The sequence below is a fragment of the Streptomyces sp. NPDC008317 genome, assembly GCF_042955955.1.
GTDB lineage: Bacteria > Actinomycetota > Actinomycetes > Streptomycetales > Streptomycetaceae > Actinacidiphila.
Window position 1 is genome coordinate 48,607 of record NZ_JBIBFQ010000014.1, and the last position, 22,524, is coordinate 71,130.

At 73.2% G+C, this 22,524-nt stretch carries 23 protein-coding genes; 14 read left to right on the top strand and 9 right to left on the bottom strand.

Annotated features, from left to right (window positions below; all coding sequences use genetic code 11):
• Positions 1-112: 112 nt before the first annotated feature.
• The 4 genes from ACFY9V_RS33445 (at position 113) to ACFY9V_RS33460 (ending at position 4,134) form a co-directional block, all read left to right on the top strand.
• On the top strand, positions 113-643 hold the full coding sequence (locus tag ACFY9V_RS33445) for a flavin reductase (RefSeq protein ID WP_391164212.1): 531 nt from the start codon (positions 113-115) through the stop codon (positions 641-643).
• Positions 644-849: 206 nt separating this feature from the next.
• Positions 850-1,635, top strand: a complete 786-nt coding sequence (locus tag ACFY9V_RS33450) for an electron transfer flavoprotein subunit beta/FixA family protein (protein WP_355343822.1) — start codon at positions 850-852, stop codon at positions 1,633-1,635.
• Positions 1,636-1,734: 99 nt separating this feature from the next.
• Positions 1,735-2,697 (top strand): electron transfer flavoprotein subunit alpha/FixB family protein, encoded by a 963-nt coding sequence (locus tag ACFY9V_RS33455; RefSeq protein ID WP_355343825.1) that lies wholly within the window; start codon positions 1,735-1,737, stop codon positions 2,695-2,697.
• A gap of 144 nt (positions 2,698-2,841) precedes the next feature.
• On the top strand, positions 2,842-4,134 hold the full coding sequence (locus ACFY9V_RS33460; protein ID WP_391164117.1) for a DUF6986 family protein: 1,293 nt from the start codon (positions 2,842-2,844) through the stop codon (positions 4,132-4,134).
• 91 nt (positions 4,135-4,225) lie between these two features.
• Here ACFY9V_RS33460 and ACFY9V_RS33465 read toward each other — a convergent pair whose 3' ends face one another.
• The gene (locus ACFY9V_RS33465; protein WP_355343831.1) at positions 4,226-5,215 is read right to left on the bottom strand and encodes a LacI family DNA-binding transcriptional regulator; all 990 of its coding nucleotides are present in this window, start codon (positions 5,213-5,215) and stop codon (positions 4,226-4,228) included.
• Positions 5,216-5,392: 177 nt separating this feature from the next.
• Here ACFY9V_RS33465 and ACFY9V_RS33470 point away from each other — a divergent pair, with 177 nt between their 5' ends.
• Positions 5,393-6,364 carry an ROK family protein gene (locus ACFY9V_RS33470; RefSeq protein WP_355343834.1) on the top strand — a complete coding sequence of 324 codons (972 nt, stop codon included), beginning with the start codon at positions 5,393-5,395 and terminating at the stop codon, positions 6,362-6,364.
• Between the two features lie 349 nt (positions 6,365-6,713).
• Here ACFY9V_RS33470 and ACFY9V_RS33475 read toward each other — a convergent pair whose 3' ends face one another.
• Positions 6,714-6,929: a hypothetical protein gene (locus tag ACFY9V_RS33475; RefSeq protein ID WP_391164215.1), complete on the bottom strand. Its 216-nt coding sequence runs from the start codon at positions 6,927-6,929 to the stop codon at positions 6,714-6,716.
• Between ACFY9V_RS33475 and ACFY9V_RS33480 the strand changes: the two genes are divergently transcribed.
• The 3 genes from ACFY9V_RS33480 (at position 6,883) to ACFY9V_RS33490 (ending at position 9,124) form a co-directional block, all read left to right on the top strand.
• Positions 6,883-7,434: a hypothetical protein gene (locus ACFY9V_RS33480; RefSeq protein ID WP_391164213.1), complete on the top strand. Its 552-nt coding sequence runs from the start codon at positions 6,883-6,885 to the stop codon at positions 7,432-7,434. The genes ACFY9V_RS33475 and ACFY9V_RS33480 overlap by 47 nt on opposite strands.
• A 5-nt stretch (positions 7,435-7,439) precedes the next feature.
• A complete protein-coding gene (locus ACFY9V_RS33485; RefSeq protein WP_391164118.1) occupies positions 7,440-7,784 on the top strand; it encodes a hypothetical protein in 345 nt (114 codons plus the stop codon).
• A 305-nt stretch (positions 7,785-8,089) separates the two neighbouring features.
• Complete coding sequence (locus tag ACFY9V_RS33490) at positions 8,090-9,124, top strand: NUDIX domain-containing protein (protein ID WP_391164119.1); 1,035 nt, start codon at positions 8,090-8,092, stop codon at positions 9,122-9,124.
• Between the two features lie 84 nt (positions 9,125-9,208).
• On the opposite strand, the gene ACFY9V_RS33495 is transcribed toward ACFY9V_RS33490, so the two are convergent.
• Positions 9,209-10,582: a M20/M25/M40 family metallo-hydrolase gene (locus ACFY9V_RS33495; protein WP_391164120.1), complete on the bottom strand. Its 1,374-nt coding sequence runs from the start codon at positions 10,580-10,582 to the stop codon at positions 9,209-9,211.
• Between the two features lie 159 nt (positions 10,583-10,741).
• Between ACFY9V_RS33495 and ACFY9V_RS33500 the strand changes: the two genes are divergently transcribed.
• Complete coding sequence (locus ACFY9V_RS33500) at positions 10,742-11,995, top strand: geranylgeranyl reductase family protein (RefSeq protein ID WP_355343843.1); 1,254 nt, start codon at positions 10,742-10,744, stop codon at positions 11,993-11,995.
• A 46-nt stretch (positions 11,996-12,041) separates the two neighbouring features.
• On the opposite strand, the gene ACFY9V_RS33505 is transcribed toward ACFY9V_RS33500, so the two are convergent.
• Positions 12,042-12,506, bottom strand: a complete 465-nt coding sequence (locus ACFY9V_RS33505) for a nitroreductase family deazaflavin-dependent oxidoreductase (RefSeq protein ID WP_391164121.1) — start codon at positions 12,504-12,506, stop codon at positions 12,042-12,044.
• A 150-nt stretch (positions 12,507-12,656) separates the two neighbouring features.
• Between ACFY9V_RS33505 and ACFY9V_RS33510 the strand changes: the two genes are divergently transcribed.
• From ACFY9V_RS33510 to ACFY9V_RS33520, 3 genes are read left to right on the top strand one after another with little or no spacing between them, the layout of a single operon-like run.
• Complete coding sequence (locus ACFY9V_RS33510; RefSeq protein WP_355343850.1) at positions 12,657-13,439, top strand: TetR/AcrR family transcriptional regulator; 783 nt, start codon at positions 12,657-12,659, stop codon at positions 13,437-13,439.
• 58 nt (positions 13,440-13,497) lie between these two features.
• On the top strand, positions 13,498-14,898 hold the full coding sequence (locus ACFY9V_RS33515) for a histidine kinase (RefSeq protein WP_391164122.1): 1,401 nt from the start codon (positions 13,498-13,500) through the stop codon (positions 14,896-14,898).
• Complete coding sequence (locus tag ACFY9V_RS33520; RefSeq protein WP_391050197.1) at positions 14,895-15,560, top strand: response regulator; 666 nt, start codon at positions 14,895-14,897, stop codon at positions 15,558-15,560. Before ACFY9V_RS33515 ends, ACFY9V_RS33520 begins: the two co-directional genes overlap by 4 nt.
• Here ACFY9V_RS33520 and ACFY9V_RS33525 read toward each other — a convergent pair.
• Together ACFY9V_RS33525 and ACFY9V_RS33530 are read right to left on the bottom strand one after the other, a co-directional pair.
• Positions 15,521-15,967 carry a DUF6332 family protein gene (locus tag ACFY9V_RS33525; protein WP_391164123.1) on the bottom strand — a complete coding sequence of 149 codons (447 nt, stop codon included), beginning with the start codon at positions 15,965-15,967 and terminating at the stop codon, positions 15,521-15,523. The genes ACFY9V_RS33520 and ACFY9V_RS33525 overlap by 40 nt on opposite strands.
• 184 nt (positions 15,968-16,151) lie before the next feature.
• Positions 16,152-17,729: an MFS transporter gene (locus tag ACFY9V_RS33530; RefSeq protein ID WP_391164124.1), complete on the bottom strand. Its 1,578-nt coding sequence runs from the start codon at positions 17,727-17,729 to the stop codon at positions 16,152-16,154.
• 87 nt (positions 17,730-17,816) lie between these two features.
• Between ACFY9V_RS33530 and ACFY9V_RS33535 the strand changes: the two genes are divergently transcribed.
• The gene (locus tag ACFY9V_RS33535) at positions 17,817-18,212 is read left to right on the top strand and encodes a MarR family transcriptional regulator (protein WP_355343865.1); all 396 of its coding nucleotides are present in this window, start codon (positions 17,817-17,819) and stop codon (positions 18,210-18,212) included.
• Between the two features lie 35 nt (positions 18,213-18,247).
• Here the strand turns inward: ACFY9V_RS33535 and ACFY9V_RS33540 are convergent, their stop codons facing one another.
• From ACFY9V_RS33540 to ACFY9V_RS33550, 3 genes are all read right to left on the bottom strand, one after another.
• Entirely contained in the window at positions 18,248-18,991 is a 744-nt protein-coding gene (locus tag ACFY9V_RS33540) for a maleylpyruvate isomerase family mycothiol-dependent enzyme (protein ID WP_391164125.1), read from the bottom strand.
• Between the two features lie 101 nt (positions 18,992-19,092).
• Positions 19,093-19,506, bottom strand: coding sequence for an SCO4225 family membrane protein (locus ACFY9V_RS33545; protein WP_391164126.1), 414 nt, complete (start codon positions 19,504-19,506; stop codon positions 19,093-19,095).
• A 157-nt stretch (positions 19,507-19,663) separates the two neighbouring features.
• Positions 19,664-21,010: an MFS transporter gene (locus ACFY9V_RS33550; protein ID WP_391164127.1), complete on the bottom strand. Its 1,347-nt coding sequence runs from the start codon at positions 21,008-21,010 to the stop codon at positions 19,664-19,666.
• A 17-nt stretch (positions 21,011-21,027) separates the two neighbouring features.
• On the opposite strand from ACFY9V_RS33550, the gene ACFY9V_RS33555 reads away from it, so the two are divergent.
• Positions 21,028-22,260 (top strand): ROK family protein, encoded by a 1,233-nt coding sequence (locus ACFY9V_RS33555; protein WP_391164128.1) that lies wholly within the window; start codon positions 21,028-21,030, stop codon positions 22,258-22,260.
• Positions 22,261-22,524: the final 264 nt, after the last annotated feature.

Genomic DNA, 22,524 nt, shown 5'->3' on the forward strand with positions numbered 1-22,524 from the left:
GCGCCGATGTCGACTTCGGTCGGCACTCCAGCGCGCGTTGTCCGAGCTGCTGAGCGCCCACGACCCGCACTCCGCCGCTCGACCGCTTCAGAAGGATCTGACCGTGACTGCCATCAGCGATCACCCCGCCGCCTTTGACTCCTCGGCCTTCGACCCCGCGCCCGGCCCCGCTCTCGACCCCGCCGTCTTCCGTTCGGTCTTCCGCCGCCACGCGGCCGGAGTCGCCGTGATCACCGCCGCGGGCCCCGACCCCGTCGGCTTCACCGCCACCTCCCTGACCTCGGTGTCCGCCGAGCCGCCGCTGCTCTCCTTCGGCATCAGCCTGGGGTCGTCGAGCTGGCCGACCGTCGCCGAGGCGGCGTTCGTCGGCGTCCACATACTCGGCGAGCACCAGGAAGTGCTGGCCGGCACGTTCGCCCGCAGCGGCGCCGACCGCTTCGGCCCCGCCACCGCCTGGGCGTCCGGCCCGCACGGCGTCCCGCTGCTCGACGAGGTACCGGCCTGGCTGGTGTGCCGCGTCGTGGCGCGCATCCCGGCGGGCGACCACCGGATCGTCATCGCCCAGGCCGTCGCCGGCGACCCCCAGGGTCCCGGCCGCCCGCTCCTCTACCACCAGGGCGGCTTCAACTCACTCGGCCACTGACGGCGGCGGCGTCGGCCACATCACAGTTCAAGGTCCTTGCTAACGGGGAACCAGCTCTGTGTACTGGCGAGTAATATTTCTGTCGGGGCAGTTGCTGCGTCCCGGCGGGGAGCCGCCGCCGCGGACGCCTATGCTGCCATTCCGGGGCGGATTCCGGGGCAGTTGGACGAAGACGTTGCAACGATGCAGTAGGTAGGAGAGCTGGCGTGAGTTTGAGGATCGTAGTCGCAGTGAAGTACGTGCCCGATGCCACGGGCGACCGTCACTTCGCCGAGGACCTGACCACTGACCGCGACGCGGTGGACGGCCTGCTCTCCGAGCTGGACGAGTACGCGGTCGAGCAGGCGCTGCAGATCGCCGACGCGGCGGACGACGCGGAGATCACGGTGCTGACCGTGGGTCCCGAGGACGCGAAGGACGCGTTGCGCAAGGCGCTGTCGATGGGCGCGGACAAGGCGATCCACGTCGAGGACGACGGCCTGCACGGCACGGACATCCTCGGCACGTCGCTGGTGCTCGCCAAGGCCATCGAGCGCGCGGGCTTCGACCTCGTGGTGACCGGCATGGCCTCGACCGACGGCACCGCGGGCGTGGTGCCCGCGCTGCTGGCCGAGCGGCTGGGCGTGCCGCAGGTGACGTTCCTGTCCGAGGTGTCGGTCGAGGACGGCAAGGTGACCGGCCGCCGCGACGGCGACGCGGCCAGCGAGCGGCTGGAGGCGTCGCTTCCGGCGCTGGTCTCGGTGACCGACCAGTCGGGCGAGGCCCGTTACCCCTCGTTCAAGGGGATCATGGCGGCGAAGAAGAAGCCGGTGGAGGCCCTGGACCTGTCGGATCTGGGTCTGGACGCGGCCGAGGTGGGCCTGGCCGGTGCGTGGACGGCCGTCGAGGACGCCACGCAGCGTCCGGCGCGGACGGCGGGCACGATCGTGAAGGACGAGGGCGAGGGCGGCAAGCAGCTCGCGGAGTACCTGGCGAGCCAGAAGTTCATCTGACCGGATGCCGGGCGCCCTCCCGGACGCTGTCCCGGGCCCGCTTCCGGCCGTTCCGGTCCGTATCCGCCCCGTCAAACTTTTTCGTAGGAGTGCATTTCCATGGGTGAAGTCCTCGTCTATGTCGACCACGTGGACGGTGCCGTCCGCAAGCCGACTCTCGAACTGCTGACGCTGGCCCGCCGGATCGGAGAGCCGGTCGCGGTCCACCTCGGCCCCGGCGCCGACGCCGCCGCCTCCGTGCTGGGCGAGCACGGCGCCGTGCGGGTACTGGCCGCCGACGCGCCGGAGTTCGCCGACTACCTCGTCGTACCGAAGGTCGACGCGCTGGAGGCCGCCGCCAAGGCGGTGAGCCCGGTCGCGGTCCTGGTGCCGTCCTCCGCCGAGGGCAAGGAGATCGCCGCGCGGCTCGCGCTGCGCCTGGGCTCGGGCCTGATCACCGACGCGATCGACGTGGAGGCCGGCGCCGACGGCCCGGTGGCCACGCAGTCGGCGTTCGCCGCCGCCTTCACGACCCGCTCCCGGGTCAGCACGGGCGTCCCCGTCATCACGGTGAAGCCGAACTCCGCGCCGGTCGAGGCGGCTTCGGCGGCCGGGACGGTCGAGGCGCTGGAGGTGGCCTTCGGTGAACTGGCCACCGGCACCAAGGTCGTCTCGCGGACCCCGCGGGAGTCGACCGGGCGTCCTGAGCTGACCGAGGCCGCGATCGTGGTCTCCGGCGGTCGCGGTGTCAACGGCGCCGAGAACTTCTCGGTCATCGAGGCGCTGGCGGACTCCCTGGGCGCGGCCGTGGGCGCGTCGCGCGCGGCGGTGGACGCGGGCTGGTACCCGCACACCAACCAGGTCGGCCAGACCGGCAAGTCGGTGTCGCCGCAGCTCTACATCGCCAACGGCATCTCGGGCGCGATCCAGCACCGCGCGGGCATGCAGACGTCCAAGACGATCGTCGCGGTGAACAAGGACGCGGAGGCGCCGATCTTCGACCTCGTCGACTACGGCGTCGTCGGCGACCTCTTCCAGGTCGTCCCCCAGCTCACCGAGGAGATCAAGGCCCGCAAGGGCTGACCGACCCCTCCCGACGGCCCCCGCACGCCAGCCGCGTGCGGGGGCCGTCGTCCGTCCGGCGCCCCGCTGGTGGGGTGTTGACCTCGGCCTACGGCACGGCTAGCTTCACTTCAACGATTTGTTGAATTTCCGGGAGGGTGGCACATGGCGCAGGGCTCAGCGGGCGCGGCGGCGGCCGGTACGACACTGGCGGACGCGGTACGGGCGGACATCGGCGCCGGTCTGGCCGGCACCGACGCCGAACTGGCCCGCCGTTACCCCGGCGACCCCGGCACCCGGCAGCCCGTGCACACCGTCTACGTACCCGCCGACGCCTTCGGCCCCCGGACCGTACGCGACTGGGGCGACCAGGCGCTGGCCGCACTCGACGCCCACGCCCCGGACGCCGCCGCGCTCGCCGCCGTACTCGGCCTTCCCGCGGGGCCGTCCACCGGGCTGGCCGCCGAGGTCCACGACCGGGTGCGGGCCAAGCTGGAGCGCGAGCCCGTCGAGGACCTGCGGATCGACTTCGAGGACGGCTACGGGCCGCGCCCCGACACCGAGGAGGACGCGGCGGCCGTGGCCGCCGCCCGCACCGTGACGGCCGCCGTCGCGGACGGCAGCGCGCCGCCGTACGTCGGCATCCGGATGAAGTGCATGGAGGCGGCGGTCCGCGACCGGGGCATCCGTACGCTCGACCTCTTCCTGACCGCCCTGCTGGACGGGGGCGGTCTGCCCGACGGGCTGCTGCTGACACTGCCCAAGGTGACCTTCCCCGCGCAGGTCGCGGCGATGGCGCGGCTGTGCGAGGAGTTCGAGCGGGCGGCCGGGCTGCCGCGGGGGCGGATCGGCTTCGAGATCCAGATCGAGACCACCCAGTCCATCCTCGGCCCCGACGGCACGGCGACCGTGCCGCGGCTGATCGACGCCGCCAAGGGCCGCGCCACCGGTCTGCACTACGGCACCTTCGACTACAGCGCCGCGTGCGGGGTCAGCGCCGCCCACCAGTCGATGGACCACCCGGCCGCCGACTACGCCAAGGCGGTCATGCAGGTCGCCGCGGCGGGCACCGGCGTCCGGCTGTCCGACGGCTCCACCAACGTGCTCCCCGTCGGCCCGGCCGAGCAGGTGCACGACGCCTGGCGCCTGCACTACGGCCTGGTCCGCCGCTCACTGGCCCGCGCGTACTACCAGGGCTGGGACATGCACCCCGCCCACCTGCCGACCCGCTACGCCGCCGTCTACGCCTTCTACCGCGAGGGCCTGGACGCCTCCGCCGCCCGCCTCGCCGCCTACGTCGCCAAGGCGGGCGGCGACGTCATGGACGAGCCCGCCACGGCCCGCGCCCTCAGCGGCTACCTGCTGCGCGGCCTCGACTGCGGCGCCATCGACGCCGAGGAGGTCACCGAGCGCACCGGGCTCGGCCGCGCGGAGCTGGACACGCTGGCGGGCCGCTAGGAGCCTGTCCCGCGGATCGCGAACGGCCCCTGACGCGGCGGGCGCATGCCCGCCGGACACGGGCCGATGCCGTTACGAGCCCGGCGAGTGCTCAGTCGGACGGGGGGATCTCGCCGGAGCCGCGGGCGATCAGGCGGGCGGGGAGCTCCAGCCGGGCGGGGGCGGCGTCCGCGCCGCCCTCCAGGCGGCGGAAGAGCAACTGCGCCGCGCTGCGTCCGAGCCCCGGCGAGTCCTGGGCCACGACGCTGACCGGCGGGTCCAGCAGATCGGCGAGTTCGAAGTCGTCGAAGCCGACCAGGGCGACCGGGCGCGGGTGGTGGGACAGCACGCGCACCGCCGTGACGGTGACGCGGTTGTTGCCCGCGAACAGCGCCGTCACCGGCTCGGGACCGGACAGCAGGGACGCCAGGACGGCGCGGACCCGCTCGGGGTTGGTCGGGCCCATCGAATACCACTCGGGCCTGATCGTCAGCCCCGCGTCGGCCATCGCCTCGCGGTAGCCGCGCAGTCGCTCGGCGGCGGTGTGAATGCCCGGCTGGTCACCGATGAAGCCGATCCTGCGGTGTCCGTGCGCGATCAGATGCGCGACACCGTCACGGGTGCCGCCCGCGTTGTCGGTCAGCACCATGTCCGCGTCGATCCGGCCCGCGGGACGGTCGACGAAGACCGTCGCCACCCCGGCCTCGATCTCCGGGACCAGATACCGGTGGTCGTCACCCGCGGGCACCACGATCAGCCCGTCCACCCGGCGGGCGCAGAACGCCAGCACCAGCTCCTGCTCACGCCGCGGGTCCTCGGCGCTCGACCCGGTGAACAGCAGCGCGCCGTTGGCCCGTGCCACGTCCTCGACCGCCCTGCTGAGCGGGGCGTAGAACGGGTCGGCGAGGTCTTCGAGCACCAGGCCGACACTGGCGGTGCGGCGGGTGCGCAGCAGTCGCGCGCTGTCGTTGCGCCGGAAGCCGAGCGCGTCGATCGCCGCCTGGACGCGGGCGACCGTGTCCGGGGTGACGCCGGGCTCCTCGTTCACCACCCGCGACACCGTCTTGAGGCCGACGCCCGCTCGGGCGGCGACATCTTTCATGGTGGGCCGGGGAACTCGTCCAGAACTGTGGGTCACGATCGTAGTATTCCCTGCGGGAAGAGTTGGACAACGTTGTCAGAGTTAGGCGAGACTATCTCTGGTGCCGTTTCCGCGGAACCCCGGGCGATTCGCCAGGACATTCGTCAGGAACGTCAGGAAAGAGGAGATCCCCGAGCGATGCACCCCCAAGGCGCTACCGGTCCACTCGTGGCCGCAATCGACATCGGCGGTACGAAGATCGCCGGGGCGCTCATCGACGCGGAGGGGCGACTGCTGGCGCGGGCGCTGCGGGCGACGCCCGCGGGGGAGGACGGCGAGACGGTGGTGCGGGCGGTCACCGACGTGATCGCCGAGCTGCGGGCCACCGCCGTGTGGCCCCGCGTCGTCGCCGTCGGCATCGGCAGCGCGGGTCCCGTCGACGCCGCGCACGGCACCGTCAGCCCGGTCAACGTGCCAGGCTGGCGCGAATTCCCGCTCGTCGCGCGGGTGTCCGACGCGGTCGGCGGCCTGCCCGTCGTCCTCACCGGCGACGGCGTCGCCATGACCGCGGCCGAGCACTGGCAGGGAGCCGCCCGCGGTTACGACAACGCGCTGTGCATGGTCGTCTCCACCGGGGTCGGCGGCGGTCTGGTCCTCGGCGGCGCCCTCCTTCCCGGGCCCACCGGCAATGCCGGGCACATCGGTCACATCAGCGTCGACCTCGACGGTGATCTCTGCCCGTGCGGGTCGCGCGGCTGCGTCGAGCGGATCGCCAGCGGGCCGAACATCGCGCGCCGCGCGCTGGACGGGGGCTGGGTGCCGCCCGCCGGTGCCGCGCCCACGGCGGCGGCCGTCGCCGAGGCCGCGCGCGGCGGGGACGCCGTCGCGCTGGCCTCCTTCGACCGGGCCGCGCAGGCGCTCGCGGCCGGGATCGCGGCCACCGCGACGCTCGTCGAGATCCATGTCGCCGTCATCGGCGGGGGTGTCGCGGGGGCCGGGCCGATTCTCTTCGATCCTCTCCGGGAGCACCTCGCGCGGTACGCCACGCTTTCTTTCGCGGCCGGGGTCGATGTCGTGCCCGCCAAGCTCGGGACGGATGCCGGGTTGGTCGGGGCGGCGGCGGCCGCGGCGCAGGCGCTGCGGTTGGACGCCTTTACGACGACGATCTGACGGGGCGGCTCGCCGCCGGGTTCGCGTCCGCGAGGACGGTTCCTGTGGGGGCGGGGGCCTGCGGCGTGCTCGGCTTTTGTCGGACCGGTGGCCCGACAATCCGAAGAGGTGACAGCCTCGCTGGGGCCGGCTGCGGTCCGCGGCTGCGCGCTGGCTGGGCGCGCAGTTCCCCGCGCCCCTCAAAAGACCTGGCGTGCCCTCTGGCGATTGGTGACCGCGGCGCACCGTGCGCGCCGAGATCTCAGTGCGCTCTCTTCCGAGGGGTGCGGGCGTCTGGGGGCGGGCCCCGAGACCTTGGCCTCCGCGCGGTGTGCTTCGCGTCGTGGACGCCACCGCGTGCCGTGTCTCGTCAGGGGGCGCGCACTCCGGTGCCGCGCAGCCGATGACGGCGCTGATCGCCTTCAGGGCCTTTGAGGGGCTCGGCGCGGGCGGTCTCGCCGTGGGCGCCTTCTCGTTGATCGGCGGGCTGGTGCCGCCGCGGCGAGCGGGGCCGCTGCCAGGGCATGACCGCCTCGGTCATGGCGCTCGGCACCATCGGCGGCCCGTTGCTCGGCGGTTTCGTCACCGGCCACCTCGGCGGGCGCTGGGCCTTCTCCGTCAATCTGCCGCTCGGCCTGCTCGCGCTGGTGTGGTGCCAGGTGATGCTGCGGCTGCCCGCTGCCCGCTGCCCGCTGCCCGCTGCCCGCTGCCCGCTACCCACTACCCGCCTCCCGCGGCAAGGCCAGGACCGACTGGCCCGGCATCGTCCTCATGACCTTCGCCCTCTCCTCGGTCGTGCTCGCCGGGACCTGGGCGGGCAACCGTTACGCCGGGGCCTCCTGGCGAATCGGCGCGCCGGCCGTCGCCGCCGCGCTCGGCCTGGCTGCTTTTGTCGCCTCGCAGCGCCGCGCGCCCGAACCCGTCCTGCCGTTGCGGGTGTTCGACACCCGCAACGTCCGGCTCTCGTCAATGATGATCTTCGCGGTGGGCGCCGCGATGTGCGGTGCCACGCTCGATCCGCCGCTGTACCGGCAGAGCGTCCAGGGCGCGTCGGCCACCAGCTCCGGCCGGTACGGGGCTCTGCCTGCTGACGCGGATGCCCACCACGATCGCCCAGAACAACGTCGGGATGCGGGACATGGGCGTCGCGTCCGCCGGCGTCACGCTCTTCCGCACGATCGGCGGCTCGCTCGGCGTGGCCGTCCTCGGCTCGCTGTTCACCCGGGCCACCGAGGGGCGTGTGCCGGGAGCGGGCGGCGCGGGACGGGACGCGTGCCTGCGTTCCGGCGCGACGGGGACGCATCAGATCTTCATGGTCGCCGCGGCCGTCTGCGCCGCTGCCTTCCTGGCCGCGCTGTTCGCCGAGGAGGACCCGCTGCGCGGCGGACCGGGCGCCGCGCCGAGGCCCGCCCCTGCCGCCGCCGTGCCGGATTCCCGCTGAGGGGCGGGGCGTTTCCGAGGACCGGGAGGCGGGAGCGACCCGCGCCTTCCACCGCATCGCGTGCGGCGCCCGGCTCGACACGGCGGGCGCTGGCCGGTCCGCGGTGAGCACAGGGTGGCGGCCGCGGAGGCGGAGACGCGGCCCGGGCCGCGCTCCGACGGCCCGCACCGCGACGGTCCGGCGTCCGTCACGCTGACCTCCCCGCGCCGACCGCGGCGGCCGGTACGCGCCGCCGCGGGCCACGGCGCGTTTGCCGCCCACGATGATCCGGGCAATTCGTAGGGGTCTACGGAAAAGGGGGCACCGTGATCATCTGGGTGAACGGGGCGTTCGGCGCGGGGAAGACCAGCGCCGCACTGGAGATGCTGGAGCTGATACCGGAAAGCACCCTGTACGACCCCGAGGTACTCGGCGGCTGTCTGCGCCAACTGCTGCCGGAAAAACGGCTCCAAGAAGTGACCGACTATCAGGACCTGGCCATATGGCGGCGATTGGTGGTCGAGACCGCCGCCGCTCTCCTCAATGAGGTGGGCGGCGTTCTGGTGGCCCCGATGACCCTGCTGCGGCAGGACTACCGCGACGAGATCTTCGGTGGCCTCGCGTCCCGTGGCATCGAGGTCCGGCACGTACTGCTGGAACCAGGAGAAACGATCCTGCGTGAACGCATCGCCACCAGGGACGACCACCCCGACCGCACCGGAACGAACGACCGGGCCCGCCGCTGGGCGCTGGACCGCATCGCCGACTACGAGAACGCCCTGCCGTGGCTCGCCCTGGACGCGCACATCCTGTCCACCGCGGGCCTGACCCCCCGTCAGATCGCGCTGCGGGTCACCGAGGCCGTCGGGCGCGGCGCCGGGGCCTGCGGGATCGTCCAGACCCCCGAACCGACCGCGGAGACCGTGGCGTCCGGCGTCCTGCTCTTCGACGACGCCGACCGCGTCCTGCTGGTCGACCCGACCTACAAACCCGGCTGGGAGTTCCCCGGCGGGGTCGTCGAACGCGGCGAGTCGCCCGCGCGCGCCGGACACCGCGAGGTCGCCGAGGAGCTGGGGCTCGAACTCGCCCGCGGCCTCGAACTCCTCGTGGTCGACTGGGAACCGCCACGCCCGCCCGGCTACGGCGGGCTCCGCCTGATCTTCGACGGCGGCCGGGTCGCGGAAGCGGACATCGGCCGCCTGCTGCTGCCCGGCGCCGAACTGCGCGGCTGGCGCTTCGTCACCGAGGACGAGGCCGCGGGACTGCTCCCACCGGCCCGCCTCGACCGGCTGCGCTGGGCGCTGCGCGCCCGCGAACAGGGCCGCCCGCTCAACCTGGAGGCCGGTCACCCGGCCGAATGACCCCGCCCCGCCCGGCCGCCGCTGCCCCCGCCGCCGCCCACCCGGCGTGGACGGCGGTGACGGCGGCCGGGTCCCGCGGGTCGGTCAGGCCGCGCCGTCCGCGGACTTGGAGGCCGCGTAGTGGCCCAGGAACAGCGCCTCCGCCAGCGACAGCCGCTCCAGCTCCTGCGGCGACACGCTCTCGTTGACCGCGTGGATCTGCGCCTCCGGCTCGCTGAGGCCGATCAGCAGGATCTCGGCTCGCGGATACAGGGTCGCCAGGGTGTTGCACAGCGGGATCGAACCGCCCTGCCCGGCCACCGCCAACTCCTCCCCGTACGCCTCCCGCATCGCGTCCGCCATCGCCGTGTACGCCGGGCTCCCGGTGTCCGCGCGGAACGGCTGACCGCTGCCGCGCTGCGTCACCTCCACCTTCGCGCCCCACGGAGCCGCCGCCCGCAGATGCGCGGTCAGCGCCTCGGCCGCCTGCTCGGCCGCGGTGCCCGGCGGGACCCGGACGCTCACCAGCGCGCCCGCGGTCGCCTGTACGGACGGGGTCGCGCCGACGACCGGCGGCGCGTCGATGCCCAGCACCGTCACCGAGGGACGCGCCCAGATCCGGTCCGCGACACTGCCCTTGCCGACCAGTTCCACACCGTCCAGCACCTTGGCGTCGCGCCGGAAGTCCTCCTCCGGGTAGCGCAGCCCCGGCCACTCGCCCGAGGCGTCGAGACCGTCGATCGTGGTCGAACCGTCCGCGTCCCGCAGCGACGCCAGGATCTGGATCAGCGCCCCCAGCGCGTCCGGTGCCGCCCCGCCGAACTGCCCCGAGTGCAGGTTGCCTTCGAGCGTCGAGACCCGCACCTCCGCCAGCACCATGCCGCGCAGCGTCGAGGTCACCGTGGGCAGCCCCACCCGGAAGTTGCCCGCGTCGCCGATCACGATCGCGTCGGCGGCCAGCAGCTCCGGGTGCTCCTCGGCGTAGCGCTCAAGACCGCCGGTGCCCTGCTCCTCGGAACCCTCCACGATCACCTTGATGTTCACCGGAGCGCCGCCGTGCTCGCGCAGCGCCCGCAGCGCGGTGAGGTGCATCAGCACGCCGCCCTTGCAGTCGGCCGCGCCACGCCCGTACCAGCGGCCGTCCCGCTCGGTCAGCTCGAAGGGCGGGGAGAGCCACGCCGATTCGTCCAGCGGCGGCTGCACGTCGTAGTGCGCGTACAGCAGCACCGTCGGCGCGCCCTCGGGCCCCGGCAGCCAGCCGTACACCGACTGCGTGCCGTCGGGGGTGTCCAGCAGGGCCACCTCCTGGAAGCCCTCCGCCCGCAGCGCGTCGGCCACCCAGACGGCCGCCTTCTCGCACTCGCTCTTCGGGAACTGTCGTTCATCGGCCACCGACGCGTACGACACCAGCTCGGCCAGCTCCGTCCGGGCACGGGGAAGCAGGGCGGCGACGGTATCGGCGAGCGGGGTGCTGGACATAGGTGCTCCTAGCAGGAATCAGGTGGCAACATCGGTCGTTGGTGCACACAACGGGGTCGCTGCCGATGGTGCCACAGCGAGATGTTCCGGACGGGCGCAATAGGATGCGGCTGAACAGGGGCAACACAGCCGGACAGGCCGAGCGGGAGCGAAACAGACGTGAGCGGTGAGCAGGCGGCGCAGGACAGCGGCGCGAACGACGGCGAGGCGCTCGCGGTCTGGGACGTCGTGGTGATCGGCGCGGGCCCCGCGGGGGCCACCGCGGCCCACGCCGCGGCCGTGACGGGCCGTCGGGTCCTCCTCTTGGAGAAGTCCGAACTGCCGAGGTACAAGACCTGCGGCGGCGGCATCATCGGGTCCTCACGGGACGCCCTGCCGCCGGGATTCGAACTGCCCCTGCGCGACCGGGTGCACGCGGTCACCTTCAGCCTCAACGGCAAGCTGACGCGCACCAAGCGCTCCCGGCAGATGCTCTTCGGGCTGATCAACCGGCCCGAATTCGACAACGCCCTCGTGGAGGCCGCCTGCGAGGCGGGCGCCGAGCTGCGCACCGGAGTGACCGTCTCCCGCGTGGAGCAGCACGGTCCCGGTGTCCCCGACCGTCGCACCGTCGCCGTCGTGCTCAACGGCAGCGGCGGTCCGGCGGGCAAGGGCGTCGAGGAGACCGTCTACGCCCGCGCCGTCGTCGGCGCCGACGGCAGTGCGAGCCGGATAGGCGCTCATGTCGGCGTCAAGCTCGACCAGGTCGACCTCGGCCTGGAGGCGGAGATCCCGGTCCCCACGTCCGTCGCGGAGGACTGGGCGGGACGGGTGCTGATCGACTGGGGCCCGCTGCCCGGCAGTTACGGCTGGGTCTTCCCCAAGGGCGACTCCCTCACCGTGGGCGTGATCTCCGCCCGCGGCGACGGCAGCGCCACCAAGCGCTACCTGGACGACTTCATCGCCCGCCTCGGTCTGGCCGGGTTCGAACCCAGCGTCTCCTCCGGCCACCTCACCCGCTGCCGGGCCGACGACTCCCCGCTCTCCCGGGGCCGGGTCCTGGTCTGCGGCGACGCCGCGGGCCTGCTCGAACCCTGGACGCGCGAGGGCATCTCCTACGCGCTGCGCTCCGGGCGTCTGGCGGGGGAGTGGGCCGTGCGCATCGCCGAGTCCCACGACGCGGTGGACGCCAGGCGCCAGGCCCTCAACTACACCTTCGCGGTGAAGGCCGGGCTCGGCGTCGAGATGGGGGTCGGCCGCCGCATGCTGACCCTCTTCGAACGGCGCCCCGGAATGCTGCACGCCGTGCTCACCACATTCCCGCCCGCCTGGCGCGCCTTCGCGGGCATCACCCGCGGAAAGAGCTCGCTCGCCGAACTCGTCCGCACCCACCCGCTCGCCCGCAAGGCACTGGAGGCCGTCGACCGCGCCTGACGTCGGCCCCGGCCCGGCTCCGGGCCCTGTGCCGTACTCCCGCGCCTCACTTCCCGTCGGTGGCGTGGACCTGGAAGATCGGGTGGTTGGGCGCTATCGCGCGCAGCTCCTCGTCGGTCGAATCCGGGCCCACGCCGTCGAAGAAGGCTCCGGCCTCGGCCTTCCAGCGCTTGAGGTAGGCGCGCAGGATGGCGGGCTTGTCGTCGTCGGCCACCTCGGTGGCGGTGAACTTCTCGACCTTCTTGCCGAGGTGCAGTTTGCCGCCGCCGGCCACCCGCATGTTGTAGGTCCACTGGACGTGGCCGCGCGGGGCCACCAGATACCGCCGGTCCTCGAAGGTCAGCAGATTCACCGGGGTCTGCCGCCACTCACCGCTCTTGCGGCCCCGGACGGCCAGCACCCGCGAACCCCAGACGCTCAAGCCGCGCCGGGTCAGCCAGCCGACCGTGCGATTGAGGACGTTGACGGTGAACCAGCCGGGCTTCTTGACGTGTGCGACCTGCTCAGACATGGCGATCTCTCCGATTTCTCGACTGCTGTCGTGACCGCTGTTGTGAGCGGTGCTCTCGCTTGAGAACAGTGTGCCAGCGCCTCGCGGGAAAAAGCAAGAGCACTGCTCTCTTTCTTGGCTGATGCTCTTGAAGGTGGCACACTGGCTGCCATGAGCGTGATCAGAGGAGCCAGGGAACGGGCGAGGATCGAAGTCACCGCGGCCATCAAGGAAGAGGCCAGACGCCAGCTCGCCGCCGAGGGAGCGGCGCGGCTCTCGCTGCGCGCGGTCGCACGCGAACTGGGCATGGTCTCATCCGCCCTCTACCGCTACTTCCCGAGCAGGGACGATCTGCTCACCGCTCTCATCATCGACGCCTACGACGCGATCGGCGCGGCGGCGGAGGACGCCCTGGCGAGCGCGGTGGAGCAGGGCGCGGCACCGGCCGACCGATGGGTCGCGATCTGCCGCGCCGCCGGCGAGTGGGCCGTCGCCCATCCGCACGAGTACGCGCTGATCTACGGCTCACCCGTACCCGGCTACACCGCGCCGCTCGACACCATCGGCCCCGCCTCCCGCGCCGCCCTGGCCCTGTTCTCCGTCGTCCGCGACGCCCACCGCGACGGCCTGCTCACGCAGCCGCCCGGCAATCCGCTCGCCGCCCCCGTCCGCGCCGACGCCGCCCGGCTCGCCGCGGAACTGGCCCCCGATCTGCCGGTGCGGACGGTCGCCGCGCTCGTCGCCGCCTGGGCGCAGCTCTTCGGGCTGATCAGCTTCGAGGTCTTCGGGCAGTTCAACCGGGTGGTCGAGGCCCGCCGTGAATTCCTCGAACTGGCAGCCGCGGGACTGGCCCGCCAAGTCGGCCTCGGCGCCGCCGCGAGCGCCTCGGCGGACACCCCTGACGACATACCCGCGGACGCGTCGGCGACGGACGGCGTACTCCCCGCGAAGTAGTCGCGGTGCCCCCGTACAGCGGACGCCGCCTCCTGGACCGCGGTCTAGCGTGGAACGCATGAGCCACGAGGAGCCGACAGGGCCGCCGCGCCACGGAATCCCGTTCGCGCGGCCCGTCTGGATCCCCGCACTCGCGCTGGCCTTCGTCCAGGTCGTCGGCACCCGCGTGGCATCGGGCCACCAGACCGGCCGGGTCGGCCTGGACTGGCTCGGCTACCTGCTGCTGCTCGCGGGCCCGGCACTCCTGCTCATCCGCCGCCGCGCGCCGGTCGTCGTGGCCGCCGCGACCTGCGGCGCGACGCTGCTCTACATCACGCTCGGCTATCCCTACGGCCCGGTCTTCGCCAGCCTCGTCGTCGCCTTCTTCAGCGCCGTCGCCGCGGGCCACAGAAGGGCCGTGCCGGCCATCGCCCTGGTGTTCTTCGCCGGACACACGCTGATCGGCCAGTGGCTCTACCGCTATCTGCCGCCCTCCGGCGACGGCCGCGCGTCCTGGGCGGAGACCTCAGCGGCCGGTGCCTGGCTGCTCGCGGTGCTGGCCGCCGCCGAGCTGTACCGGGTACGGCGGGAGCAGATCGCCAGGGACCGCCGTGAGCGGGCCGAGGCCGAGCACCGCAAGGCCGACGAGGAGCGCATGCGGATCGCCCGCGAACTGCACGACGTGCTCGCGCACAGCATCTCGGTGATCAATGTGCAGGCGGGCGTGGCCCTCGCGTTGATGGACGAGCGGCCGGAGCAGGCGCGGACGGCGCTGGTCACCATCAAGGCCGCCAGCAAGGAAGCGCTGGGCGAGGTACGGCAGGTGCTCAGTACGCTCCGCGCCCCCGGCGAGGCACCGCGCTCGCCCGCACCGGGCCTCGACCGGCTCCCCGAACTGGTCGAACAGGCGGGCTCCGCGGGCCTGAAGGCCGAGGTCACCGTCGACGGCGCACCGGCCCCGCTGCCGCCCGGCGTCGACCTCGCCGCCTTCCGTATCGTGCAGGAGGCGCTGACGAACATCGTGCGGCACTCCGGCTCCCGCGCCGCCCGTATCCGCCTCGGCTATCGGCCCGGCAGCGTGGAAGTGACGGTCGACGACGACGGACCCGCCGTCGCGGGCGGCGAGAGCGGCGGGGGCAACGGCCTGGTCGGCATGCGCGAGCGGAGCGTCGCGCTGGGCGGCACGCTGGAGGCGGGCCCGCGCCCCGACGGGGGCTTCCGGATCCGCGTGCTGCTGCCGATCGTCGCGCCGGGCGTACCGGGCGGCGGCACCGAGGCCCCAATCGGCCCGACGCCCGGACCCTCCGCCCCGGCCGACCGCCCCGAGGGCCCGACCCCACCGGCCGCCCCGCCGACGCCACGCGCCGTACGATCGGGCACGGTCGAGCCGCCGCCGCACGACCGCGCCGACCGGCCCACCCCCGCCGACGGAGCCGCTGAGGCGACCGAGTTCACCAAGGCCACCGAGGAGCGTTCGTGATCCGCGTGCTGCTGGCCGACGACCAGGTGCTGGTACGCGCCGGATTCCGCGCGCTGCTGGACGCGCAGAGCGACATCGAGGTGGTGGGGGAGGCGGCCGACGGCGAGGAGGCGCTGCGGCTGGTCCGCGACATGACCCCCGACGCCGTGCTGATGGACATCCGCATGCCGCTGACGGACGGTCTCGCCGCCACCCGCCGGATCACCGACGACCCGGCGTTGTCCGAGGTCAAGGTGGTCATCCTCACCACCTTCGAACTCGACGAATACGTCTTCGAGGCGATCCGCGCCGGAGCCTCCGGCTTCCTGGTGAAGGACACCGAGCCGGAGGAACTGCTGCGCGCGGTAAGGGCGGTGGTGGAGGGCGACGCGCTGCTGTCGCCCGGTGTGACCCGACGGCTGATCGCCGAATTCGCCGCTCGTTCCAAGGAGCCCGCGCAGGCGGTCGGCCTGGACCAACTCACCGAGCGGGAAAGGGAAGTGATGGCGCTGGTCGGCATCGGGCTGTCCAACGACGAGATCGCACGCCGCCTCGTCGTGAGCCCGCTCACCGCCAAGACGCACGTCAGCCGCGCGATGGTGAAACTCGGGGCGCGCGACCGGGCCCAACTGGTCGTGATGGCCTACGAGTCCGGGCTCGTCCGGCCCGGCTGGCTGGGCTGACCCGACGTCACCGACCCACCGCCCGAAGGCGAACGGCCGGCCGCCGTACCCCACTGGGCCCCCGTATCAGGACCGGTTCCGGTGCCCGACTCGGCGCCCGCGCCCCTCTCGGCGCTCGCGTCCGCGCCGACGGGCGCCCCCGGTAACGGAATCCGCTCGTGCAGCGCGTGCCCCCGCTGCTCGAAGCGGCGGAGCGTCAGGGCGACGCGCCCGCAGAAGGCGGCCGCGGCGACGATCACCGCGGCGGTGAACCACCCTTCGCGGGCCGTGCCGTGGGCCTCGTCCGCCATGACCGGGCTCACCACCGCCAGAAATCCGACCGCCGCCAGCACGGCGCCCGACACCATGGCGAAGACCATTTCGACTGTGATGGCGTCGCGTTCCGCTTGCGTACGGCTTCCGCGCATCCCCCGCCCCTCCCGTCGCAATCGCGATGCGGCCAAGTCTGCCATGGCACGACCGGCCCCGCGCGATGCCTTTTCGCGCGGGGCCGGTCGTCAAGTGCCCGGATCGCCAAGGGAGTCGGAGGACGCCGGAAGGGACGCGGGATGGGAATCGGTCAGTCGGCCGAGCGGTCGGCCGATCGGGTGATCAGTCGCGCACGGCGACCTGTTCCGATTCGTCGGCCGCCTCGGCGGTGCCCGCGGAACCGGCAGACCCCGTGGCAGCCGCGGAACCGGCGGCGCCGGACCGTCCCGCGCCCCCGTTCTCGAAGTCGGCCGAGGACGCGACCAGGATGCCGTAGGACGCCTTCCTGCGGGTGAACAGCCCGGACAGGGTCAGCAGCAGGCCCACGAGACCGATGCCGGTGACGACCCACAGGCCGGGCCGGTAACTGTCGAGAATGGCCTGCTTGTTCGCCGGGTGATCGCCGCCGGCTGCGGTGACCACCGCGGTGACCACGGCCAGGAAGATGGCGCCGCCGACCTGGAAGGAGGTGTTGAGCAGCCCGGAGACCATGCCCTGCTCATGGTCCTTGACGCCGTTGGTGGCCTGGATGTTGAGGGAGGGGAAGGCCAGCGCGAAGGCGGCGCCGAGCAGCAGCATCGACGGCAGGATGGCCGCCGCGTAGTTCGGGTCCAGATTGATCCGGAGGAAGAGGATGTAGCCGATGACCAGCGAGGTGAAGCCGACGGCGATCACCCGTGGCGTGCCGAACCGGTCCACGATCGGGCCCATCCGGGTGGACAGGACGGCCACCAGTGAGCCCGCGGGCAGGAAGGCGAGCGCGGTGTGCAGGGCGCTCCAGCCCAGCACGTTCTGCATGTACTGCGTGACGAGGAACTGGAAGGCGACGTACGAGCCGAAGAAGGTGGCGCCGCCGAGGTTGGCCCTGATCTGGCTGGACGAGCGCAGGACGCCGAGCCGGATCAGCGGGGACGAGGAGCGGTGTTCGATGGCGACGAAGGACGCGAGCAGGACGGCGACGGCGGCGAAGGAGACCAGCGTGCGGGCCGAGGCCCAGCCCGCCTCGGACGCCGAGACCACGGTGAACACGAGCAACAGCATCGAGGCCGTGCCGGTGACGGCGCCCGGCAGGTCGTATCCGCGGCCCTTGCCGCTCTCGCGCGGGCTCTTCGGGATGAGCTTCAGACCGGCGGCGAGGGCGATCAGCGCGACCGGCGCGGGCAGCAGCATCGTCCAGCGCCAGCCCGCCTCGGTGAGGAAGCCGGAGAGCACCAGGCCCATGGAGAAGCCGGTGGCGCCGCAGCTCGAGTAGATGGTGAGGGCGCGGTTGCGGACCGGGCCCTCGGCGAAGGTCGTGGTGATGATCGACAGTCCGGCGGGCGCGGTGAACGCGGCGCTGAGGCCCTTGATGAAGCGGGTCGCGATCAGCAGTTCACCCGAGTCGACCAGGCCGCCGAGCAGTGAGGCGACGGCGAAGACGCCGAGCGCGATGAGAAAGACGCGGCGCCTGCCGAGCAGGTCGGCCGCGCGGCCGCCGAGCAGCAGCAGGCCGCCGTAGCCGAGGATGTAACCGCTGACGACCCACTGGAGCGAGGACGTGGAGAGGTCGAGGTCGTGGGCGATCGAAGGCAGCGCCACGCCGACCATCGACACATCGAGTGCGTCGAGGAAGAGCGCCGCGCAGAGCACCAGGAGCGTGCCCCACTGCAGGGCACTCCATCGCTCCTCGGTGCGGGGGACGGTAGGAGACGGAGAGGTCATGGAGGCGAGACTTACATGCGCACGCATTCAATGCAAGCGCATTTAATGTCCGTGCATGAAGGGTTCGCTTTCTGCTACCGTGCAGACATGACCGGCGACAAGGGTGAGCGGGCGCTCGTGGACGAGTGGCGGCAGATCCTTGCCGTTCACGCGCGCACGGCATGTGAACTCGACCGTGCGCTGCACCAGTACGGGCTCGGCGCCAGTGACTTCGAGGTGCTGGACCTGCTGGCCTCCGGCGACCCCCAGGACGGCGGCTGCACCTTCCGCGTCCAGGAGCTGGCCGACCGCGTCCACCTCAGCCAGAGCGCGCTGTCCCGGCTCGTCGCCCGGCTGGAGAAGGACGGTCTCGTCGACCGCGGCATCTGTAGCGAGGACCGCCGGGGCGTACGCGTCGGCCTCACCGAGACCGGCCGCGCCCGTTACGAACAGGCCCGCCCCTGCCACCGCGCCGTGCTGGAACGGATGCTCGTCCAGAGCTGATCCCGTTCGTCAATCCGCGGGCCCCGGTCCGTTCGTCAGGTGATCTTCGCCGTCCGACGCCACAGCTCCACCAGCGCGTCGTCTCCCGTCACCGACAGCCGCTCGTACGGCCCGCGGTTCCACAGCGCCAGATAGAGGTCGGCCGCCGAGCCGGTGACGGTGCAGTCCGCCTCACCGGGCGCGTCGCGCTCCGCGGTCGGGGCCTCGGACGAGAGCCGCAGCAGCCACTCGCGGGCGCCGCCCGGCACGTCGGCCGCCCGGACCCGCAGCGTGCGCGGCCGGTCGGTGCGGAGCCTGGCCCGCCGCCTGGCCTGGAAGCCGGTCAACAGCTCGTCCACGCCGTCCGCCGCGAAGCCGGTGGCCACCGGGGACGGGTCGCGGCCGAGCGCCGCCTCCGCGTCGATCCGGTGGATCGTCGTCTCGTGGGCCTGGCGCCGCGCCCAGAAGGCCAGCGGCGAGGGCGCCGCCAGGAAGAACCAGCACGTCAGATCGGCGGGGGCGGCGACCAGAGCTTCCGTCAGTCGCCGATGCGTACCCCGGTACCAGTCCACCAGCTCCGGGTCGTCGGGCACCGCCGGGTCCAACGGCTCGCGCTCCATGCGGCCTTCGGCGACGTACCCGGTGGCCCAGCGGTGCACCGCGCCGGTGTGCGCCAGCAGGTCGCGCACCCGCCAGCCGGGACACGGCGGCACGGGCGCGTCGAGACCGGCGCCGCCCGCCGCGTCGGCGAGCAGCGTGCCTTCGTCGCGCAGCGTGTCGATGAACTCGGCTGTCTCCATGCTCCCCGTCCGCTTCCCCGTCCGCTGATCGCTCTCCATGCGCGGATTCTCGCAGGACGGTCACCATGCGGGCGAGGGAGTAAACGGGGCCGGCGGCCCGCTCAGCGGGTGGGCCGGGCGCCCGTCTCCGCGGCCGTCGAGCCGTCGGCGGAGCGCTCGCCCCTGGTATCGGCGCGGCGGCGGGCGTACCGGGCCGCGTAGCCGAGCAGTACGGCGTTGAGTGCCGCGGAGACCAGCGCGGCCACGACGGTCAGCGTCCAGCCGGACCAGCCGAAGGCGGTGCCACGGGTGTCCATGCCGCCGACCGCGGCGAAGAGCGCCCAGATCAGCGGCGTCCACGGCAGGGTCAGCAGCACCAGCAGGACGGCGGTGAGCGAGGCGTTGCGGTGCGAGAAGACCGCCGTGTCCAGCAGCATCAGCGCCAGCGCGGCGCCGACGGCGTACAGATAGCCGCGGGAGATCCGTTCCCGGTGCAGCGGGCCGGTGGCGGTGGTCAGCCAGGACGGTATGCGCATCGCTCCTCCTTGCGGTTCCGAACCCGTACGATTCCGGCCCGTGAGGCTCCGACGCCTTCGCCCCGCCCGGTCTCCGGGTCCTACGCTTCCGGCAGTGGATCTCGCGGCCGGGGACCAGCATGCCGTGATACGTGCCGGTGAGCGCCTGTTCCGTCGGTCACTTCTCGGCGCGCACGGCGCTGTTCCGTACGCCGTAGGCGATTGCCGCCGCGACCGCGGCCAGGGCGGAGACGGTGGTCAGCGCGGTGGGCAGGCCGACGGCGTCGGTGAGGAAACCGATCGAGGGCGGGCCGAGCAGCATGCCGCCGTAGCCGAGGGTGGAGGCCGCCGCGACGCCGCCGGGGCCGGTCAGTTCGCCCGCCCTGGCCATGGCGGTGGGGAAGAGGTTGGCCAGGCCGAGCCCGGTGACGGCGAAACCGGCCACCACGACCGGGGTCGACGGCGCCAGCGCGCCGATCAGCATCCCCGCGGAGGCGGTGAGGCCGCCCAGCACCAACGCCCGTGTCTGTCCAAGGCGTTCGATCAGCGCGGTACCGGAAAGGCGGCCGAGCATCATCGCGCCCGCGACCGCCGCGTAACCGGCCGCCGCGATGCTCGACCCGCCGTGCAGATCCTGCTCGATGTGCAGCGGCCCCCATTCGGCGAGCGCGCCCTCGCCGTACGCGGAACACGCCGCGATCAGCCCGAAGAGGAGGACGATCAGCCCCGTCCTGGCGGGCTTGCCGGGCGCGGTCTTCGCGGCGGGCGCGTGCACCGGGTCCTTCGCCGTCGCGGTGACCGCGTCGGCAGGTGCCGCGACCGTACGGGGCGGGCCGTCCGCGAGCGGCGGTTCCGTACGGGCCTGTACGGGTCCGGCCGTCTGGCGTGCCGCGACCGCCGACGGCTGCCGCAGCGGGTGCGCCAGCAGGACGCGTCCGGCGAGGAAGACCGTCAGCAGGCCGATCGGGGTGAGCAGCAGCAGGTGCGTGGCGGCCGACAGGTGCGGTGCCAGCAGGCCGCCGAGCCCCGCGCCGAGCAGGCCGCCCATGCTGTACGCCGCGTGGAAGCTGGACATGACCGGGCGGCGCATGGCCGCGACCAGGTCGACGGCGACGCTGTTGATCGCCACGTTCATGCCGCCGTAGGCCACCCCGAACAGCAGCAGGACGAGGCCGAGGGCGAGTGCCGAGTGCGTCCTCGGGGGCAGGGCGATGCTCAGGGAGAGGAGGATGCCGGTCAGCACCGTCACCCGGCGGCTGCCGAAGCGGCGGCAGAGCCGTCCGGTGAGCACCATCGTGGCGATGGCGCCGACGGAGACACCGAGCAGCGCGAGGCCCAACTGACCGGCGGTCGCGCCGGTCTGGGCCTTGATCGCGGGAATGCGGACGACCCACCCGGCGAAGAGGAAGCCGTCGACGGCGAAGAAGACGGTCAGGGCGACGCGCAGGCGGCGTAGGGCAGGAGAGGGTGGGGGAGTGTGGTGGGATCGGCCGAGGGCCGTCCCTATTTTGTTTAGCGTCGGCACAAAGTCAGAATAGAGGGGTGACACAGATTCGGACAAGGCTTGAGAGGGGTCGGGGCGCGCTCGGCCCGGCACTCTCCCTCGTGCACACCGGCCGCGCGGCGACCCGCGCCCTGCTCACCGCGGAGCTCGGAGTGACCCGCGCCACGGCCGGGGCGGTGGCCGCGGAGCTGGAGGCGCTGGGACTGATCCGGGTCGACACCCGGCCCACCGGCCCCTCCGGCGCCCAGGGCCGTCCCTCGCACCGGCTCGACGTGGCCCCCGGCGGACCGGTCGCGCTCGCCGCCCAGGTGCACGCCGACGGATTCCGGGCCGCGCTGGTCGGACTCGGCGGCGAGATCGTCGCCACCGCGCCCGGCTCCATGACCGTGCACGCCGATCCCGCGCATGTGCTCGCCGCGGTCGTCGAGGCCGGAGCGGAGCTGCTGAGCGCGTCGGGCCGGGTCTGCGTCGGCGCGGGCCTCGCCGTACCGTCCGCCGTCGCGGAGCCCGAGGGCACCGCACTCAACCCGCTGCACCTCGCGTGGCCCGCGGGCGCCCCCGTACGGCAGGTGTTCGCGAGCCAGATCGCCCGCGTCGGCATCACGCGACCCGACGGCGACCCCGTCCCCTCCTTCATCGGCAACGACGTCAACGTCGCCGCGCTCGCCGAACACCGGCACGGCGCGGGACGCGACGCCCAGCACCTGCTCGTCGTCGCCTCCGGACACCGCGGTGTCGGTGGCGCCCTGGTCCTCGACGGCCGTCTGCACACCGGCAGTTCAGGGCTCGCCCTGGAGGTCGGCCACCTCACCGTGCTGCCCGACGGACGCCCCTGCCACTGCGGCAGCCGCGGCTGTCTCGACGTCGAGGCCGACCCGCTGGCCTTCCTCGAAGCGGCCGGTCGCGCGCCGGGGCCCGAGGGCTCGCTGCTCCAGCAGTCCATCGACCTGCTCCGCAGGGAGTACGACGACCCGTCCGACCCTTCCGTCCGCGACGCCGCGCACACCCTCATCGACCGCCTCGGGCGCGGTCTGGCCGGACTTGTCAACGTCCTCAACCCCGATCGCATCCTTCTCGGCGGCCTGCACCGTTATCTGCTGGACGCTGATCCGGAGCGTTTGCGGGCTGTTGTCGCCGATCACAGCCTTTGGGGGCGCAGCGGTAGTGTGCCGCTGCTCGCTTGCGCTCTGGACCACAACAGCCTTGTCGGGGCGGCGGAGTTGGCGTGGCAGCCGGTGCTGGATGATCCGCTGGCGCTGCTGGGCGGGTGAGGGGTGCCCGTTGGTTTGAGGGTTCGCCGCTGCGCGGTCTGTCTTCCCGCCCGCCCACCCGTGCGGGTGCTTTTTCGTCTGCGGGTGCCGCTTGTGCCTGGGTCGGTGCCGGTCCGGGGCACCTCCTCGGGCGACGAACGTGCACCCACTTCGAAACGTCCAGCCCCTTTCCGTTCGTCCCCCTGCGGGGGCACCCCGGCCCGTCCCCTCCCGGTACGTCGGCGTCCGCCCGCCGGTGGGGGTGGCCGGGGAAGGGGAGTGGGT